We start from the raw sequence: 19,052 nt of genomic DNA, 5'->3' as shown, positions 1-19,052 counted from the left end.
AAGTTATGAATAAAGAGAAAAGTGTCTACTGATTTTGCAGAGAGAAAGATGGAAGTAAACGACCTAAGTTTTGACGGAATCGTTCACTGTTTAAACGAGGTCATTGGGAAGATAGATGACCCCCGTTCGGTTAGTAATGCAACGAAATATAGTCTAAGAGAGGCGATACTGGGGGCATTTGCCGCCTTTTTTATGCAAAATGAGTCATTTTTAGAGTACCAACGTCAGCTTAACAGCCGTTGTGGGCGAGATAATGCTCAGAGCTTGTTTGGACTAGAAAAAATACCAACAGTAGAACAGATTCGCAACATTGTGGATGGGGTAGCAGCGAGTAGTCTATTCCCTTTGTTTGGGTTAATTTACCAAGCATTGAGGAGCATGGGATTCTTGAAAGCCTATGAAATATTGAGGGGAAATCTTCTAGTAGCAATGGATGGGACAAATTACTACAGTTCGGAAAAAGTAAATTGTCCATGCTGTTCAACCAAAACGTCAAAACAGGGAAAAGTCACCTACTTCCATCAGGCATTATTGCCCGTGATTGTTTCCCCAGACCATGAATCAGTTTTTTCCTTACCCCCTGAATTTATTACCCCTCAAGACGGGTCTGAAAAGCAAGATTGCGAGCAAAATGCGGCGAAACGTTGGATAAGTAACCATGCTAGTTTGTTTGCGGGACAGAAGATAACTCTGCTAGGGGATGACTTGTACAGTCGTCAGCCCACTTGTCAGCACTGTCTCGACCACGATTTCAACTTTATCTTCGTCTGTTTACCGACTTCTCATCCCACACTCTATGAATGGTTAAACTATTTAGAAGCTAATGGAGAAGTCAAAACCACTCAACACCGACGTTGGAATGGGAAGTATTTCGAGATTTGGCACTGCCGTTATCTCAATCAGATTCCCCTGCGAGACCAACAGCCTGCTTTGTTGGTTAACTGGTGTGAGCTAAAAATCCACCGCGAATCCGATGCTCAACTTCTTTATCACAATAGTTGGATTACCAATCATTTTCTCACCCCTCACATCGTTCTTGATGTCTGTCGTGCTGGACGGACTCGTTGGCGCACTGAGAACGAGAATCACAATATTCTCAAAAATCGAGGCTATCACTTAGAGCATAATTTTGGGCATGGTAAACAACACCTCGCCTCTGTTTTGCTTACCCTGAATTTGCTGGCTTTTCTCTTGCACACGGTTTTAGGTTTGGTTGATGAACGTTACCAGAGAATTCGCGTCCAACGCGGCACTCGTAAGGGATTCTTTCAAGATATTCTCTCTTTGACCAAATATCTGTTCTTTGAAAGCTGGCATCATCTTTTAGATTTTATGCTTGATGACTCAGTTTCTCTCGCTGTCTCGAATTCTTCCTAGTTGATTAATTGGCAATTTTCATAGCAAAACCCTTGCCAGTAAATACATCGAGCCTTTTGTATCTTTGACTACATTCTGAATTTGGAATTGCTGAGGGCCTATGAATTTTTGGGAATCCGAAAACAGACTTTGTCAAGATAATAGAGCCGCACTGTGAAATGACAACTGCCGCCGTAGAAGAATATAAGATAATGCTATCAGTCGGAGATACGACCTTCTTAGATTATCGCAATATCAAGGAAAAAAGGGAAGGGTATGGGCCGACTGGAAAAGGAGGGAATGGATTAATACTGCATAGTGCTTTAGCAATTGAGCCAGAAAAAGGACAAGTATTAGGTTTATTATGGCAAAAACTGTGGAATAGGGAGGTAAAAGAAAAGCCCCCAACAGATGAAACGGCGAAGCAGAAAAAAGAAAGACAGAAAGAACAAAGAAAAGCAGCTCGTCAAAGACCATTTGAGGAAAAAGAATCCTACAAATGGGTAGAGGCTCTAAACACCTGTGAGAAACAGGTAGAAAGTTCAACGAGGGTAATTCATGTATTTGACAGAGAAGGAGATGTTTCAGAAGTCTTTGACTCAGTGCGTCAACTCAAGCATACAGGAGTGCTGGTCAGAGCGTCTCATAATCGTAGTTTAGACAAAAATAGTGAACGACTTTGGCAACATTTGGAATCAGAACCGATTCGTTTTCATCAAGAAATCGAGATTCCGAGTACAGGAAAAAGAAAAGCACGGAAGGTTAAGCTTGCCGTCCGATTTTGCTCAGTTAATCTACGAACTCCCTATCGTTTTGATAATCGTGACCCGTTGAATGTCTATGCTGTTTATGCGACAGAAATCGATTGTCCCGAAGGCGAAACTCCTTTATCTTGGATGCTTCTGACTACAGAAGTTGTTGAGACTATTGAGATGGCTGTCACTATTCTTCGTTGGTACACCTACCGATGGCGGGTTGAAGAATTTCATAAAGTCCTTAAGTCTGGTTGTCAGAGTGAGCGTTATCGACTTGCCTCTGATGGAATGAAAACTCTTTTGGGTTTTTTAAGTGTCATTGCTGTTGAACTTTTACACGTTACTTATCTTCATCGTACCCAGCCCGGTGCTCTCGCGATTGAAATTCTTAATCCTCTTCAACTTCAGGTGTTAAAAGCAGCCGCCTCTCAAAAACTTCCCCCTATTTTGACTGTTGCTTGGGCTGTCGAGTCTGTTGCTTTTCTTGGTGGTTATCTTGAACATCGTCGTAAAACTCCTCTCGGTATCCAAGTCCTTTGGCGCGGTTGGTTGAAGTTGCATGACCTTTGCCAAGGCTGGCAGCTTGCAATCCGCACTTAACGGGAAAAGTCAGGTTGTGAATTGGGAGACGAGAGGCTAAACAATCGTGCCTTCTCGATTGGGAAAAAGTTAAGTGAGGGGTTTGGAAAAGCCTTATCAGAAGTGTTTAAGGGAGGAAACGAGTTAAAGAGGGCCTATGAATTTTTGGGAATCCGAAAACAGACTTTGTCAAGATAATAGAGCCGCACTGTGAAATGACAACTGCCGCCGTAGAAGAATATAAGATAATGCTATCAGTCGGAGATACGACCTTCTTAGATTATCGCAATATCAAGGAAAAAAGGGAAGGGTATGGGCCGACTGGAAAAGGAGGGAATGGATTAATACTGCATAGTGCTTTAGCAATTGAGCCAGAAAAAGGACAAGTATTAGGTTTATTATGGCAAAAACTGTGGAATAGGGAGGTAAAAGAAAAGCCCCCAACAGATGAAACGGCGAAGCAGAAAAAAGAAAGACAGAAAGAACAAAGAAAAGCAGCTCGTCAAAGACCATTTGAGGAAAAAGAATCCTACAAATGGGTAGAGGCTCTAAACACCTGTGAGAAACAGGTAGAAAGTTCAACGAGGGTAATTCATGTATTTGACAGAGAAGGAGATGTTTCAGAAGTCTTTGACTCAGTGCGTCAACTCAAGCATACAGGAGTGCTGGTCAGAGCGTCTCATAATCGTAGTTTAGACAAAAATAGTGAACGACTTTGGCAACATTTGGAATCAGAACCGATTCGTTTTCATCAAGAAATCGAGATTCCGAGTACAGGAAAAAGAAAAGCACGGAAGGTTAAGCTTGCCGTCCGATTTTGCTCAGTTAATCTACGAACTCCCTATCGTTTTGATAATCGTGACCCGTTGAATGTCTATGCTGTTTATGCGACAGAAATCGATTGTCCCGAAGGCGAAACTCCTTTATCTTGGATGCTTCTGACTACAGAAGTTGTTGAGACTATTGAGATGGCTGTCACTATTCTTCGTTGGTACATCTACCGATGGCGGGTTGAAGAATTTCATAAAGTCCTTAAGTCTGGTTGTCAGAGTGAGCGTTATCGACTTGCCTCTGATGGAATGAAAACTCTTTTGGGTTTTTTAAGTGTCATTGCTGTTGAACTTTTACACGTTACTTATCTTCATCGTACCCAGCCCGATGCTCTCGCGATTGAAATTCTTAATCCTCTTCAACTTCAGGTGTTAAAAGCAGCCGCCTCTCAAAAACTTCCCCCTATTTTGACTGTTGCTTGGGCTGTCGAGTCTGTTGCTTTTCTTGGTGGTTATCTTGAACATCGTCGTAAAACTCCTCTCGGTATCCAAGTCCTTTGGCGCGGTTGGTTGAAGTTGCATGACCTTTGCCAAGGCTGGCAGCTTGCAATCCGCACTTAACGGGAAAAGTCAGGTTCATAATTGCCTTGATCTAGACAAATCTTTGCTTGGTTAAATAGTGCTTCTTCCTTCATAGCTGTTTTTATTTCTATTCTATAAACTTAACCAATATTTCCCAAAATACAGTGTTCACGCTGCTAACTGGACAGTGCGAAGTTTATGGATGCCAGATAAGGTAATGACTATGAGGACAAAGTAAGCATATCACGTATTGGGGAAGAGGCAAGTTTAGCGGCAAGGAATTTAGGCAAAAGCAGACTGGGTGGACTTTCAGCAATTCCAAATTCAAACGGTAACATAGGATACAGACACGATCTTGTTTTTATGGATATGAGAGATATTAACCTAATCTCTGAGTTTTTTTGCATTCCCTCCTCGAATCTCGGTCTCTTAGAGAGTCAGTAACCTGCAAACAAACTTGATCAATCACTAAATAGAGCATTACATTGATTCTAAATATTGGCATTAAACCCCTTGACCGTAAGCACTTCAGGGATTTTGTATCTTTAGCTACATTCTGAATTTGGAATTGCTGGCGATTATCCCTAAATGGTCTAGATTTTTAACGCTTAACTTAGTCATTTTCTCTTGAGGTTTATTCGCTTATTTGATTTTAACTATTCCGTTACCCTTTCTCACTTTATTTTTATTTTTTCAAAATCAGTACGAAATATGGGTTTTAACTGAAAGCCTTATAGAACAAGCTGACTTTTCCCGTTAAGTCCAAAATCCAGCAATGCAAACTTCTAGAGGCTTTATCTGGCAAGGGTTTGAGTAATGATTCTCTTGACAGGAAAAAAATATTCTGAAGCCATCATCCCGCTTATCGTTCAAATTTCAAAAACAAAGGATGAAGGGAGTATGAGACTGTAAAATGGAGAAAATCTTAAAGGGCAGGTCAAAAAATGTTGGAATGGTGGACAAAAAACTTTGCCAGTTGTGAATTGGGAGACGAGAGGCTAAACAATCGTGCCTTCTCGATTGGGAAAAAGTTAAGTGAGGGGTTTGGAAAAGCCTTATCAGAAGTGTTTAAGGGAGGAAACGAGTTAAAGAGGGCCTATGAATTTTTGGGAATCCGAAAACAGACTTTGTCAAGATAATAGAGCCGCACTGTGAAATGACAACTGACGCCGTAGAAGAATATAAGATAATGCTATCAGTCGGAGATACGACCTTCTTAGATTATCGCAATATCAAGGAAAAAAGGGAAGGGTATGGGCCGACTGGAAAAGGAGGGAATGGATTAATACTGCATAGTGCTTTAGCAATTGAGCCAGAAAAAGGACAAGTATTAGGTTTATTATGGCAAAAACTGTGGAATAGGGAGGTAAAAGAAAAGCCCCCAACAGATGAAACGGCGAAGCAGAAAAAAGAAAGACAGAAAGAACAAAGAAAAGCAGCTCGTCAAAGACCATTTGAGGAAAAAGAATCCTACAAATGGGTAGAGGCTCTAAACACCTGTGAGAAACAGGTAGAAAGTTCAACGAGGGTAATTCATGTATTTGACAGAGAAGGAGATGTTTCAGAAGTCTTTGACTCAGTGCGTCAACTCAAGCATACAGGAGTGCTGGTCAGAGCGTCTCATAATCGTAGTTTAGACAAAAATAGTGAACGACTTTGGCAACATTTGGAATCAGAACCGATTCGTTTTCATCAAGAAATCGAGATTCCGAGTACAGGAAAAAGAAAAGCACGGAAGGTTAAGCTTGCCGTCCGATTTTGCTCAGTTAATCTACGAACTCCCTATCGTTTTGATAATCGTGACCCGTTGAATGTCTATGCTGTTTATGCGACAGAAATCGATTGTCCCGAAGGCGAAACTCCTTTATCTTGGATGCTTCTGACTACAGAAGTTGTTGAGACTATTGAGATGGCTGTCACTATTCTTCGTTGGTACACCTACCGATGGCGGGTTGAAGAATTTCATAAAGTCCTTAAGTCTGGTTGTCAGAGTGAGCGTTATCGACTTGCCTCTGATGGAATGAAAACTCTTTTGGGTTTTTTAAGTGTCATTGCTGTTGAACTTTTACACGTTACTTATCTTCATCGTACCCAGCCCGATGCTCTCGCGATTGAAATTCTTAATCCTCTTCAACTTCAGGTGTTAAAAGCAGCCGCCTCTCAAAAACTTCCCCCTATTTTGACTGTTGCTTGGGCTGTCGAGTCTGTTGCTTTTCTTGGTGGTTATCTTGAACATCGTCGTAAAACTCCTCTCGGTATCCAAGTCCTTTGGCGCGGTTGGTTGAAGTTGCATGACCTTTGCCAAGGCTGGCAGCTTGCAATCCGCACTTAACGGGAAAAGTCAGATAGAACAAGGAGTTTAGGAATTGATAAAATGACTTAGCATAGTAACTACCGATGAACCCTCTTTCTAAGTGAGCAATGAACAAAAGACTTTTTATCTGTTCTTAAAAATAACGAGTAATGAGCCTTTTTTTAGATCAAAACTTTTGTTTTTTTAACTAGCTATACTTCCATTATTTGATTAATACTTTCTGTGAAAATGAAGTGAAGCGCGTTCATTAAAATTGATAGATTTTCTAGGGTATAATATCGAATATTTTTGGTGAAAATATCATTTTTTAATTTACCAAATTCCCACAGTTTACCGTTAGAAACAATACCAAATACGGCATTACTCGGATCGTCATTTAATTTTTGGGCAGCAATCAATTCGGCTAGGCATTGTCCCCACCCTTCTTCAAAGTTATCTTTTTTCGCTTCTACCAATACTAAATAGGGATGGTCTAAGATTACTTTTCCCCTAGGCGATCGCCGAGCAACTAAATAGTCTGGTACTCCCGACAGTTTTTCATCAAAATTAAGGGGTTGATGGCTCCAGAGTTGTAATTTATCTCGATACTGTAACCAAATTTCTACCAATATAGGTGCAATAACATTTTCACAAATAGCATATTCCGAATTAAAAACTACCCCTTCTTGAAGCACTAATTGTAATCGTTCCAGAAAGTAAGGATTAATTTCAGGGGTAACGACTGAGTTTGAGGAAATAAATTCTTTTTCTTGATAAGTCAAAGGAAATTCAGTCAGAACATTAGCAATACTTTTGTAGTTGTTAAACGGCATAGGCTTTAAACTCCATTATTAAGTCGCTTGAGATAATGCTTGAGGTTGCCTGATTGATATTCTTACAAGCAAGCCTTCCTATCTATTATAGAGTGGGCTGCATTGTTGTATCCTAGAAAAAATACAGTTTTGAGGATTAAAATTAAGTAATCCTAACCTGTCATCGTCTTAAAGGCAAGAGTAATAACTGTTATTAAAAAGATACGTCGTAACCAAAGATTATTAATCTTGAGAGCAATCTTTGAGCCGATTATTCCCCCAAGAAACATTATAATACTAAGAATGATTCCCAGGAGATGATCAATAATTCCATTTAAGGCAAAAATAGTCGTCGCAACCAAAGAAGAAAAAACATTCACAAGTTTTGTGGTGGCGATCGCCTCTACATAGATCATCCGAAAAAATCCCACATAGGCTGCCGTCAACATTGTCACATAGCCACCACTAAAAAAACCGCCATACATACCCAATATAAATGTTGCAAAATATCCTGTAATTCGATTAATACTTGATGGTTTCTCTTCGGGAATAACCCCTGCCTGATAATTAAAAAAAGAAAAAATCACGACGACAATCATAAAGATCGAAACCAATTTTGGTAAAGCTTGAGATGGCACTATCAATAATAATCCTGCCCCAATTCCTGAACCCATTAAAGTTAGAGTAATTAGACCAGGTAAACGACTCAGATTAATTGTTTTTTGTTTAAGAAAAGGTAAGGTCGCTCCGATACTCATAAAAGTTAGAGCCATCATATTGGTTGCTAAAGCTGTGTGTGGCTCAATGCCAATTTGCAACATAATCGGTATGGTAATTAAAGATGTGCTACCTGTAATTACACTGATAATGCTAGTTACAAAAAAAACGGTTATGAGAATAGTTAACTGAAGAGTTGACACGCTTAAATAAAGAATTTAAGATTAATCAAAACCAAAAAAATTAAATATACATTCCTAGATAGGCATCATCATAAATTTGTTCATTAGTAGCAACGTTACCCTTCACTTTTTCCTCTTCTGCTAAACTTTCGGCTTGTTCTACAATGTTAATTTCTGGAATAAAATCACCACAATATTGATTAGCTGGAACCGCTTGGTTAATCTTTTTAGGATAGCTTAAGCCCAGATTATTCATGATCGTAATAAATTGTTCACGGCTGCGATCGCCGAATCGAGCATTAACCCGTTTTTCTTCGTCAATGGTAGAAACAGTACGGCCTTGGTAATCGTGGGCGGGATAAACTAACGTTTCATCGGGCAAAGTAAATAGGCGTTGTGTCACCGTATCGTACAAAGTACCTGCCCTCAGCAGTGGCTTGATAGTTCTGAATACGAGCGGCCGTAACCGTTAATTGTCCCGAATCCAAAAAATCTTGTACGATCGCCCCAATCTCAGGCGCGATCCGATGACGATGCACATCCCAATAGGGAGTCAGACAGCGTAGAAATTTTTGCTGTTCAGACTTGGTTAACTGGCTCCAGAGTCGCTGAGTGATGGGACGCAGAGAATCCACCACCGATCGCCAATCGTAACCTTGAGTTTGGGCGGTTCGGACTTCTTGGCGTAGTCGTCGCACTAAACCCCGTACCGTTTTAGGAGTCGTTTCGGTCGTCAGAAAAGGAGGATAGGGCTGGGTTGCCTGATGGGTGAGGGGAAAGAGACCGCGCCGTGAAACTGCATAAATTTTGCCGCGATGGTTACTGGCATTGAGAGAAACCAACATATCTACCATCGTTAAACCCGTACCAATAAACAAGACCGAAGCATCGGGGTCTAAATCTGTTAGGGCATCGGCTGACCAGGCATTGCGGAGATAGCTAGTTTGATTATTGTCTAAAGCGGGGGGAGTGGCAGGGGAATTACCGATCGCCAGTACAACTCTGTCTGCCGTAAAAATTTTGCCACTCGCTAGGGCCACATTAGCCTTTTTACCTTGGGGTTCAATACCCACCACTTCATCACTAATCCGCTCTAAACGGACATTACTAGAGGCAGTGGCTTCGGCTTCTTCGAGGATGGATTGGATATAAAGCCCAAAAATTTGACGAGGGATAAAACTGCTCACATTTAGGTCATAGGGCAGAAAGGGAGCCAGTTCCGTGTAGTTATAATTCAGCCAGCGCAATAAATGTCCAGGATCATCAGGAAAGGCACTCATGTTCCCCACCGAAACATTGAGTAAATGACCAATATTGTGTGCGCTGTAGGCTACTCCCCGACCGATCTCGTGGCTCCGTTCAATCAGTTTAATAACTAAAGGTCGTGTGGCCGTTTTCAGCAAATGGGTAGCAATTAACGACCCACTATAGCCCGCCCCGACAATAGCGATCACAGTTGGAGTATCAGAAATCGTCAGATTAGCAACGAGGGGAGATGGGGCCATGACTAAATTTAAATATAGTTAACCCAGATCTTACGTCAATTAGAAAGCAATTACAAATGTTTTGAAGTTTATTTGTAGGCAATTAGACAGAGGTTAAATCTGGCGACAAATCCACTCCCTCGTAAATTGCCGTCACAGGAATTGAGAGATTAATACTTTGTAGTTCAATAATGTCATCGTCTGTCAAGGTTTGTAATAACCAAAATTGGCGATCGGTGCGGCGAAATACCTCCACTCGTTTTTCCCATTGACTGACTAATACATATTCCTGTAAAGATTCTAGGGTTTGGTAATGGGCAAATTTTGCGCCGCGATCTCTAGCTTCCGTTGATTCTGATAAGACTTCAATAATGAGACAGGGATAACTTTTATATTGTTTATTCTGGCGATCGCGTGGATCACAGGTGACGAGCAGATCGGGATAATAGTAAATACTTTTCTCCAGGATATTAACTTTCATATCTGAGGAAAAAGAGCGGCACTGGCCACCTCGCAATTGAGTCACAAGGATCGCTGAAAAATTGTCAGTGATAATAACATGATTCTCACTGGCTCCAGCCATAGCATAAATTTCGCCATTAACATATTCATGCTTTTCATTTTGCTGTTCTTCCCATTGTAGATATTCATCGTTGGGAAAATAATTTTGGAGAGCAATCATGGTTGTTTTTCTCTGGTGTTGGTCAAGGATTTTTATAGGCTGATTATACCAAAAATATTCCTGCAATTGACTTAACAAGTTGTTCATCATCTAAAGCGCAAACAGTCAAGGGGATGATCGTCCCTTGTTACAAGGCTTTTTGTAAAATCACTATGCGATCTAAAGGCACGACAACTCACTATTCAGTCCTTAACCATACTTGTACACCATCGAAAAATTTTTAAACCCCTTTCCAGATGAGTTGCTTATATACCTTAAACGGTCATAATTTGAATTGATCGAACCCTTAAAATTTAGAGTCAAGTCCCCCTTTTTAAGGGTAGGGCTGATTCATTCTCTGGTTTGATTCCTTTTTTGTCTCTCTTCAATCGCTTATGGGGTAAGCAAAGTAAGGTATTTTTAAAAATTTTCAGATATTTATTCTGAGAAATCGCCTTTAAACCTTGCCAGATAAGGATTTGATTGATTGAGATTTGTTAGAATGAATCAGCCCTACCTTTTTAAGGGGGATTTAGGGGGATCGCCTTGGGAGATCAAAAAACTATAGATTTCGAGTTAGATGGAGTTTAAAAACTAAAAGTCGTTCTAATTGTGCCGATAATACCATCAACATTATTAGAATTTTGATTCGGTGCAGTAATCCAAATAACACCAGGTGTAATCGAAATATTATCTGTCACCTGATATTTGTAAAAAGCCTCTACATGGAGGGATAAATCATTAGGATTAGCTTCTCCTAGGTAGGGTTCTGCACCGACAATAATGCCCCCTAAATTTCCCTCTTTAAATAGGTCTGGAAAACCTAATCCTAGACCGTAATACCAAATCTCTCCATTACCGCTACCTTTAGCATTTTTTGCATTGGTATAACCGAAAAAGCCATTAACAATGAATTCGGGACTAAAACGATAAAACGTAGATGCTCCGTAGGAATTAGTTGAGACATTTAGACTGGCAAAAGGAGCATTAGCAGGAGCCGTCCCGATTTTAGTTCCCCCTGTGCCAAAGTCAAAAATAGGGCCATTCGGTTGATAGCCATTAACATAGGTAAACGCCAGCCCAAACTTATCATCAGGTAGCCAGGCTAATTGCCCTAACGCGCTATATTCACCGTTAAATAAACCATTGCCTGGAATCGGACTACTAGAGCTATCATCCCCTGCAAAATAGCCGCCACTCAGCACTAATTGATCGGTAATTTTATAGTTTAATCCAATCCCTGAACCGCCACCGATCGCGTAAATTGGATTAAATTGTCCAAAAATACTGAGAGCCTTTTTACCACCAGTTCCTCCTCCTAAAACAGGGTTTAAAACGGGAGCAAAATCCCACCAACGACCACTATAGGCGGGAATATAAGCATATAGACTATCATTAATGGGAAATTCGTAGGCTAACCAATCTAAATTAATACTATTATTTCCTGGCGGTAAATTAAAGGTTTGATTGCCCTCTGCATTAAAGGGATAACCAGGAAATTGAAATCGTTTAGCATTCCCTGCTGCCAGTCGAACGGTTAACAAATCTTTGCCCGTAAAACTAGATTCTAAAACTAATCGTAAGCGATCCTGCAAAACAGGTCTGCTACCTTCAGTGGTTCCTTAAAACGCATCAGTTAAAGCAAAAATAACATCTCCAGAAAGTTTAACTGTTGTTGAAAATTGATGATCTTCTAGGTAAGCAGTACGACTTTCTAGGTTGTCAATTCGCGCTCCTAAAGCAACTAATTCTGCTTCAAATTCCTTAGTTAAGCGGGTTAATTTATCAATATCTTCCCGAAGAACGGCGACATTTTCCTGAAGTAATCGCTCTAAAGTGTTCACACAGGCATTTAATCCTGCCGCAAATTCCCAGCGAGTCAGGGGGCGGTCACGAAGTGTGCCTTCGGCAACGCCGCGAAAGGTTTGATTGGGATAACCGACAATACAGCCATAACGTTCCACTAAACTTTTGAGAGCTTCATAGGCCCAATCGGTAGGTTGTACGTCTTTTAATTCAGAAACTGAGGTGATTTGTTCTAAAGGATTTGCCGACTCAATATTCTCTGGTGAGGGAATTTTGACATTGGTTTCCACTGCTTGAACTGTATCTGAAGGAAGGCTGGTTTCGGAAACTGTTGGGGGAGGATTCGGAATCTCTTCCGCCTGACTAGGTGAGATAATTCCTAGGGTTAACCCAAAAAAGACTGATCCTGTCAATAATTGACCATAAATACGATTTTTCATTGTTAAATACACTCCACACACATTGAAATTAAAGCCTGTCGTTATTGCACCCTCAATTTCCTAAGAGTAGGCATCGCCAGGCTAAAAAACTTGATTATGTCTTGGCTTAAATTCCCTAATCAAGAAATAAATTACGGTAATTAGATAGATATACTGTAATTTAGGCAATAGGGATTGAGTATGACACACTTTTTGGGAGAAAACAAGATTTATGGATAAATTTTAAAAATCCGACTTTAGTGACGAATGATATTGACTTTTGAGTTTTAACTGCTGTATGATGTCGCCAAAGTACACTAATTTGATCGATATATGAGACTTTATTCGCTGAAAATCATCCTAAAGGAGTAGTGACTTCTACAAAACTATGGTTTCAAAAGTTGGACAAGAAGGATTAACGGGGCGATCACCGTCTTCGGGAGAGAAGATTTTGAGGCTAGTTACTCAATTTCTAAGCTCAGAAAGAGCCATTTCCCTGGGGTCAGTGGCGGTGATTTTCTTGCTTTGGTACACAGTTACAGCTCTAAAGTGGGTAAATCCCCTGTTTTTACCTGCTCCTGGATTAGTCTGGTCAGCGTTTGTGGAAATTCTGCAAAATGGCTACAAGGGAAATTCTTTGGGTTATCACATTTTTCAGAGTATGTTTCGCTTAGTTAGTGCCTTATTAGTGGCAATTGTAACGGCGATTCCTTTGGGAATGTTATGTGGTTTTTCTAAACCGATACGAGCGGCTCTTGATCCGATTATTGAGTTTTATCGTCCCCTACCGCCTTTAGCCTATTACACCTTATTAGTGATTTGGTTGGGAATTGAAAATCCTTCTAAAATTGCCTTACTTTTCCTAGCGGCTTTTGCTCCCTTATTTCTAGCGGTAGTTTCGGGAGTTGAACGCATTTCTATTGATCGTATCAATGGAGCGCGATCCCTAGGTGCATCGGGATGGCAGTTATTTCTTCATGTCATTTTTCCGTCCTGTTTGCCAGAGATTTTTACGGGCCTACGAACGGCGATCGGGGTTTCCTATTCAACTTTAGTAGCCGCCGAAATGGTAGCCGCCGTATCAGGAATTGGCTGGATGGTTTTAGATGCCAGTAAGTTTCTGAGGAGCGATATTATTTTTGTTGGCATTATCATTATGGGTCTGATTGCAATTTTGATTGATGCAGGTATTCGTTGGGTTCAAAAAACACAATTACCCTGGATTGGTCGAGATGCTTAACGGATTTAAACATTTAATGTGTGAGGAGTGATTAATTATGGCTTTAAAACGACGAGAAGTTTTGTTAGGTTTAGCGAGTGCCAGCTTACCGATTATTCTGGCTAGTTGCGGTGGGGAAAAAACGGAAGGAACCACTAACACGACAACAACAGAAAATGCTTCCCCTGCTGCAAATAACACGGGTAAAGTTCCCGAAAAAATCCGTATTGGCTATCAAGTTATTCCTAATCCTGAACTATTAGCAAAAGCCGAGGGGTTGGCAGCAAAAGCCTTTCCTAATTCTAAAATTGAATATATTAGCTTTGATTCAGGTCGGGATGTCAATACCGCGATCGCTGCTAATGGCATTGATTTCGGGGTATTAGGCTCGGTTCCTGCCAGTGTGGGCATAGCCCAGGGACTAAAATATCAAGTCTATTTCATTCAAGATGTCATTGGAGCAGCCGAAGCTCTCATTGCCAAACCAGGCATTAAAACCCTGGCTGATTTAAAAGGAAAAAAAGTGGCTACTCCCTTTGGTTCTACGGCTCATTTTTCCCTAGAAGCTCTCTTAGAACAGCAAGGAATTCCCGAAAAAGATTTACAAATTTTAGACCTTCAACCCCCTGACATTGTTGCGGCTTGGAGTCGGGGAGATATTGATGCTAGTTACGTTTGGCAACCGACCTTAGGTAAATTACAAAAAACAGGGGGAACCATTTTAGTGACTTCTGCTGATTTAGCAAAAAAAGGGATTGTTACCGCCGATTTAGGGGTTGTACGGACGGAGTTTGCTAATCAATACCCCGATGTTGTTAAACAGTATGTGGGGGTTTTAGATGAAGCGGTAAAAGCCTATCGAACTGATCCGAAATCCGCAACAACAGCCCTCGCTAAGGAGTTAAATATTACTCCTGCTGAGACTGAATCTTCGGTTAAGGAATTAGTCTGGTTAGATTCAACGGAACAAAAAGAACCGAAATATCTTGGTTCAACGGATCGGCCTGGTGAGCTTGCGAAAATTCTTAAAAGTCAAGCGGATTTTGCTGTTACCCAGAAAAAGATTACCTCTGCTCCTGATTTAGCAGTTTATCAGCAGAATCTTTATACAAAAGCTCTTTAAGTTTGATCTGCCTAAATTCCCCTTTTTAAGGGGGACTTGAATCTTAGATTAATTCTCCTAAATCTCTCTTAAAAGGCTACTGTGTACTCACAAATCTTTCTGTCTAAGTTTTTAGGTTTTGATCCCCCCAACCCCCCTTGATAAGGGGGGCTAGATTTCTATCAATAACTCAGTCCCCCTTTTTAAGGGGGATGCCGTAGGCAGGGGGATCAAACTTTTGGGAATGCAAAGAGATTGCGTGTACACAGTAGCTTAAAAAGGGGGATTAAAATCTCAAACAATTAACCTTTATTACTTGTCATTTTTACTATGACTTCTCTTTCTGCTACGGAGCCGATCACGACTCCTAAAACTGATCAAGAGGCGATCGCCTCCCTTGCTAATATTGGTGTTACTTTTGGTATCGGTAATAATGCCAATGAAGTTTTAAGAGATATTAATTTAGACCTTGATTTGGGCGATTTTGTTTGTGTTTTGGGGTCATCGGGTTGCGGTAAAACGACACTTTTACGAGTCTTGGCAGGTTATCAACCCTTAACAACGGGAGAGGTAAAAGTTGCAGGTAAATTACATACTAAACCTGATCCTGATGTTGGTGTGGTATTTCAACGTCCCAATCTTTTTCCCTGGCTGACGATCGCCGGTAATGTAGAATTTGGCCCTAAAATGAAAGGAGTAAATAAACAGGAACGGCGAGAACGAGTCGCTACCACCTTAGAAATTGTCGGTTTGACCCATGCGGCTAATTATTTGCCCTATCAATTGTCGGGAGGAATGCAACAACGAGCGGCGATCGCTCGAACTTTGGCCGCAGAACCCCAAATTATTTTGATGGATGAACCTTTTGGAGCCTTAGATGCCTTGACCCGTGAAGCCATTCAAATTCATTTACGTGGTATTTGGCAACGTACTCAGAAAACTATTTTTTTCATTACCCACGATGTAGAAGAAGCTCTTTTATTAGGCACTCGTATTATTATTATGCACGCCCGACCTGGACGTATTGTTAAAGAATTTGTTAATCCCTTTGCCCATCGTCTTGAAGAGGAAACAGCTACTAATCTAAGAATTTCCAAGGAATTTGTAGAAGCTAGAGAATTTCTCGTTAATAGTATTCGCAGCGATGAAATTGAAACAGAAATTGTAGATTAATTTTTAGACATAAAATTGTAGATTAATTTTTAGACATAAATCTTAATCATAAGTTGCTTTACTGTATGATTTGTATGGTTTTTATATATGTTAATTTTAATCACTTTTACTTATCGTTTCAAAAGGAAAAACTGTTTGCTATAACCAATACAAAAAGTTAGATTAAAGATAAGCCCTTCTTAGGAGTGTTTATCATTATGTTTAGTCGTCTTTTTAGCCATCTGTTTCAGGAACATGCCGAAGACCTTTTTCAAAGGGGTTGCCGCGATCGCCTAGAAGGAAAACTACCCAAAAATCAAGATTCTAACTACATTCGAGGTTATCTTGCCAATCGGGCTAGGGGAATTGATGATGACATCCAATATTTTCCCACCGTTGAAGCCTATTTAGATTGGAAACGACGTTATCAAAATAAGTCCTTGAAGTAAGTCTCGTGTAAACCTAAAACCAATAAAATGTCTTTTTGATTACAGATTTTTCTCTTAGAAATTAATATCTAAAGATTAGTCATGTTATAGTCTTATCTATTAACACAAAGTAAGTCTATCGGATTGCTGTAAATTATTTGTGTCCTTGTAGAGGCGCAAGGCTTGCGCCAAAAAACTTGGTACTGAATAAAACAAACAATACAGCAAAAAAATAGGCTTATCGGTAAGTAGATAGGAGCCTAAAGCAATGAGTTCTGAAAATTTTGATATTCAACCGAGCGCCGGTCGTATTGGAGCCGAGATTGGAGGAGTTGATTTAGCCAGTGATCTGAGTGATCAGCTAATTAGTGAAATTCGTCAAGCCTTAATCAAGTACAAAGTCATCTTTTTTCGTCGGCAAAACCTAGATGAAAAGGGTCAAGTTGCCTTTGCCAATCGTTTTGGCCCATTAACCACAGCCCATCCCACCGTTTCCCCTAAAATCGCCGAACATCCTGAAGTTTTTGACCTTGATTACAGTCGCAATACGCCCTATACCGACCATTGGCACACCGATGTTACTTTTGTGGATCGTCCTCCTTTGGGTTCTGTTCTCCGTGCCATAGTAATTCCTCCCTATGGTGGTGATACAGTTTGGGCAAATACTGTGGCCGCCTATGAAGATTTGCCTACTCATCTTAAAGCTTTGGCTGATCAGCTTTGGGTAGTGCGTACTAACGATTCAGATTATGCTGCTTCGACGGTAGATGTTTCCGATTCCATCAGGAATTACGCTAAAGAATTTCAAGCCACTATCTATGAAACCATTCATCCGGCGGTACGGGTTCATCCCGAATCAGGAGAGCGATCGCTGTTGCTGGGAGAGTTTGCCCGTCACATTAAGGGATTTTCAGTCCTCGATTCCTATGATACTTTGCGGCTTTTGCAGTCCTACGTTACCCGTTTAGAAAATACAGTGCGCTGGCGGTGGCAGGTAGGAGATATTGCTTTTTGGGATAATCGCAGTACTCAACACTACGCGATCGCCGATTATGGTAATCAACCTCGACGAGTACAACGTGTAACCATTGCAGGGGATATTCCTATCAGCATTGATGGTCAACGGGGAGAAGTCGTGAGGGGCAATTCTTCGAGTTATATTCCTGAGGCTAAAATTGCTGAAAAAGTTGCAGCTTAATCCCTAAAATTTTTACCATTGAGCTTATTTTTCCCCTAACTCCCCCAATCCTGGGGGATTTTTGCTGTAAGTCTTTTTGAATTTTCCTAACAAAGCTGAAATTAATAAGTCCAATTTTGTTTAGTCTGTAAACTATAGGTTCCATCTTTGACATTAATTCGTTCAGGAATCAATCTTAAATCCCGAAAAATATGAGCCTGATGTTGTAATGCTGTCAAAGTTGGATCATCAATAGGAATAATGGCTCTCTCAATACTGCGTTGTTGTAAACTCTCAACAATCGCCGGATCAATTTCGTGATGTTCTGCTAATCGTTGTGCTGCCTCTAATTCCTGTCTTTTTGCCCAAGCTCCCGCCTCATTAACTTCCTCTAAAATTACCTTCAAAACATCAGGATAATCCCGCACTAACTCTGGAATTGCGTAGTATAATGTTGGCACTTCTATAGAAGCCTTATCGCCAAAAATACTTTCTAAATCAGCAATAGATCGCCCTGGATAATCACTACGAGTTTGGGTCGGTGTATAGGGAACCCAAACTACCCAGGCATCCACCTCACCCCGCCGAAATTTTGGCAGAGTCTCTGGTTGAGTTAAATAAACAGGCTCAATATCACTAAATTCCAGCCCTACTTTTTCTAATGCACGAATTAAAACATAATGGGCACTTGATCCTTGATCGAAAGCAATTTTTTTACCTTTGAGATCAGCAATAGTTTGAATTGGAGAATTTTCTAACACTAAAATTGCTTGTCCTTTCGGTGTTGTATATTTTTCTCTGGCAACCCGCACAAAAAGATGTTCTGCTGCCTGGGAAAAAATACTGGCTGTTCCGCCGCCACCACAAAAGTCAATTGTGCCATTACTTAGGGCTTCAATTAGAGAAGAAGCTGATAAAAAATTTGACCAAGTAACGGTTACTCCAAACGGCTCAAAACGTTTTTCCAGTAATCTCTGTTCTCGAAGAACTTCTAGATTAGTCATGCCCTCTGGATAACCAATTTTGAGTTGTTTGAGCCGTTTAGCTTGTTGGGCTAAGGGGGTATTATCATTGGGATTAGAACGCTGAGAAAACCAACGATCTAAGACAATGCAGAAAATAATACCACCAACAAAAAGTCCAATCGTTTCTATTAAACGGCGAGTTGAATTTTTGGGTAATGTAATTTGGCTAATTAGTTCAGAAAAAGTATTATTATTTTTTCCAGAATCAGCAATACTATTACTGCTAAAAATCAGACCCAAAAGTAAGCTGGCAATAAAACCAATACAAAATAGAACTACAAACCGATTTTTATTTAAAGTCGAAAGGATAGAGGAGAGCGATCGCTGATGTTTTTTTCTTGTCTTAGTAAGCAGACGATTAATCATGGAAGGCTGACTACCCCAATCAAAGGGTAGAGTTAAAAACTAATTTTTAGATCAAGTATAGCGAAATTCTCATTTGGGAGGCTCAAATGCTTCCATAAAAATAATTTATGATTAAAATGAATCATTGATTACATAGAATCATCTTCTCTGACTGTTATTGTTATCAA

The 19,052-nt window shown here is 40.4% G+C and carries 16 protein-coding genes and 2 pseudogenes; 11 read left to right on the top strand and 7 right to left on the bottom strand.

Annotation, left to right across the window (positions count from 1 at the left end; genetic code table 11):
• The first annotated feature begins 21 nt into the window (after positions 1–21).
• The 6 genes from KA717_19140 (at position 22) to KA717_19115 (ending at position 6,374) form a co-directional block, all read left to right on the top strand.
• Positions 22–1,377 (top strand): ISNCY family transposase, encoded by a 1,356-nt coding sequence (locus tag KA717_19140; protein ID UXE64402.1) that lies wholly within the window; start codon positions 22–24, stop codon positions 1,375–1,377.
• Positions 1,378–1,535: 158 nt separating this feature from the next.
• Complete coding sequence (locus KA717_19135) at positions 1,536–2,711, top strand: IS4 family transposase (protein ID UXE64401.1); 1,176 nt, start codon at positions 1,536–1,538, stop codon at positions 2,709–2,711.
• A gap of 21 nt (positions 2,712–2,732) precedes the next feature.
• A complete protein-coding gene (locus KA717_19130; GenBank protein ID UXE64400.1) occupies positions 2,733–2,888 on the top strand; it encodes a transposase in 156 nt (51 codons plus the stop codon).
• 17 nt (positions 2,889–2,905) lie between these two features.
• A complete protein-coding gene (locus KA717_19125) occupies positions 2,906–4,081 on the top strand; it encodes an IS4 family transposase (protein UXE64399.1) in 1,176 nt (391 codons plus the stop codon).
• A gap of 905 nt (positions 4,082–4,986) precedes the next feature.
• Positions 4,987–5,181, top strand: coding sequence for a transposase (locus KA717_19120; protein UXE64398.1), 195 nt, complete (start codon positions 4,987–4,989; stop codon positions 5,179–5,181).
• A 17-nt stretch (positions 5,182–5,198) separates the two neighbouring features.
• Positions 5,199–6,374: an IS4 family transposase gene (locus KA717_19115; protein ID UXE64397.1), complete on the top strand. Its 1,176-nt coding sequence runs from the start codon at positions 5,199–5,201 to the stop codon at positions 6,372–6,374.
• 173 nt (positions 6,375–6,547) lie between these two features.
• On the opposite strand, the gene KA717_19110 is transcribed toward KA717_19115, so the two are convergent.
• The 6 genes and pseudogenes from KA717_19110 to KA717_19085 form a co-directional block, all read right to left on the bottom strand.
• Positions 6,548–7,168, bottom strand: coding sequence for a hypothetical protein (locus KA717_19110; protein UXE64396.1), 621 nt, complete (start codon positions 7,166–7,168; stop codon positions 6,548–6,550).
• 152 nt (positions 7,169–7,320) lie between these two features.
• Positions 7,321–8,067 carry a sulfite exporter TauE/SafE family protein gene (locus KA717_19105; protein UXE64395.1) on the bottom strand — a complete coding sequence of 249 codons (747 nt, stop codon included), beginning with the start codon at positions 8,065–8,067 and terminating at the stop codon, positions 7,321–7,323.
• Between the two features lie 166 nt (positions 8,068–8,233).
• A pseudogene (locus KA717_19100) lies at positions 8,234–8,470 on the bottom strand (MBL fold metallo-hydrolase).
• Positions 8,418–9,551 (bottom strand): FAD/NAD(P)-binding protein, encoded by a 1,134-nt coding sequence (locus tag KA717_19095; protein ID UXE64394.1) that lies wholly within the window; start codon positions 9,549–9,551, stop codon positions 8,418–8,420. Before KA717_19095 ends, KA717_19100 begins: the two are co-directional and overlap by 53 nt.
• An 82-nt stretch (positions 9,552–9,633) precedes the next feature.
• The gene (locus KA717_19090; protein UXE64393.1) at positions 9,634–10,212 is read right to left on the bottom strand and encodes a Uma2 family endonuclease; all 579 of its coding nucleotides are present in this window, start codon (positions 10,210–10,212) and stop codon (positions 9,634–9,636) included.
• A gap of 566 nt (positions 10,213–10,778) precedes the next feature.
• Positions 10,779–12,437, bottom strand: a pseudogene (locus KA717_19085) (iron uptake porin).
• A 367-nt stretch (positions 12,438–12,804) separates the two neighbouring features.
• On the opposite strand from KA717_19085, the gene KA717_19080 reads away from it, so the two are divergent.
• The 5 genes from KA717_19080 to KA717_19060 all read left to right on the top strand — a co-directional run bounded on the left by KA717_19080 (position 12,805) and on the right by KA717_19060 (position 17,515).
• Positions 12,805–13,656 carry an ABC transporter permease subunit gene (locus KA717_19080; GenBank protein ID UXE64392.1) on the top strand — a complete coding sequence of 284 codons (852 nt, stop codon included), beginning with the start codon at positions 12,805–12,807 and terminating at the stop codon, positions 13,654–13,656.
• A gap of 37 nt (positions 13,657–13,693) precedes the next feature.
• Positions 13,694–14,758 (top strand): aliphatic sulfonate ABC transporter substrate-binding protein, encoded by a 1,065-nt coding sequence (locus KA717_19075; protein ID UXE64391.1) that lies wholly within the window; start codon positions 13,694–13,696, stop codon positions 14,756–14,758.
• A gap of 309 nt (positions 14,759–15,067) precedes the next feature.
• A complete protein-coding gene (locus KA717_19070) occupies positions 15,068–15,910 on the top strand; it encodes an ABC transporter ATP-binding protein (protein ID UXE64390.1) in 843 nt (280 codons plus the stop codon).
• A 197-nt stretch (positions 15,911–16,107) separates the two neighbouring features.
• Positions 16,108–16,338, top strand: coding sequence for a hypothetical protein (locus tag KA717_19065; protein UXE64389.1), 231 nt, complete (start codon positions 16,108–16,110; stop codon positions 16,336–16,338).
• Between the two features lie 247 nt (positions 16,339–16,585).
• Entirely contained in the window at positions 16,586–17,515 is a 930-nt protein-coding gene (locus KA717_19060) for a TauD/TfdA family dioxygenase (GenBank protein UXE64388.1), read from the top strand.
• 101 nt (positions 17,516–17,616) lie between these two features.
• Here the strand turns inward: KA717_19060 and KA717_19055 are convergent, their stop codons facing one another.
• A complete protein-coding gene (locus tag KA717_19055) occupies positions 17,617–18,885 on the bottom strand; it encodes an aliphatic sulfonate ABC transporter substrate-binding protein (GenBank protein ID UXE64387.1) in 1,269 nt (422 codons plus the stop codon).
• Positions 18,886–19,052 lie beyond the last annotated feature (167 nt).

The sequence above is a fragment of the Woronichinia naegeliana WA131 genome (assembly GCA_025370055.1).
In the GTDB taxonomy this organism is placed as follows: domain Bacteria; phylum Cyanobacteriota; class Cyanobacteriia; order Cyanobacteriales; family Microcystaceae; genus Woronichinia; species Woronichinia naegeliana.
The sequence above is the reverse complement of the archived record's forward strand: the minus strand, read 5'-3'. Positions and strand labels throughout refer to the sequence as shown.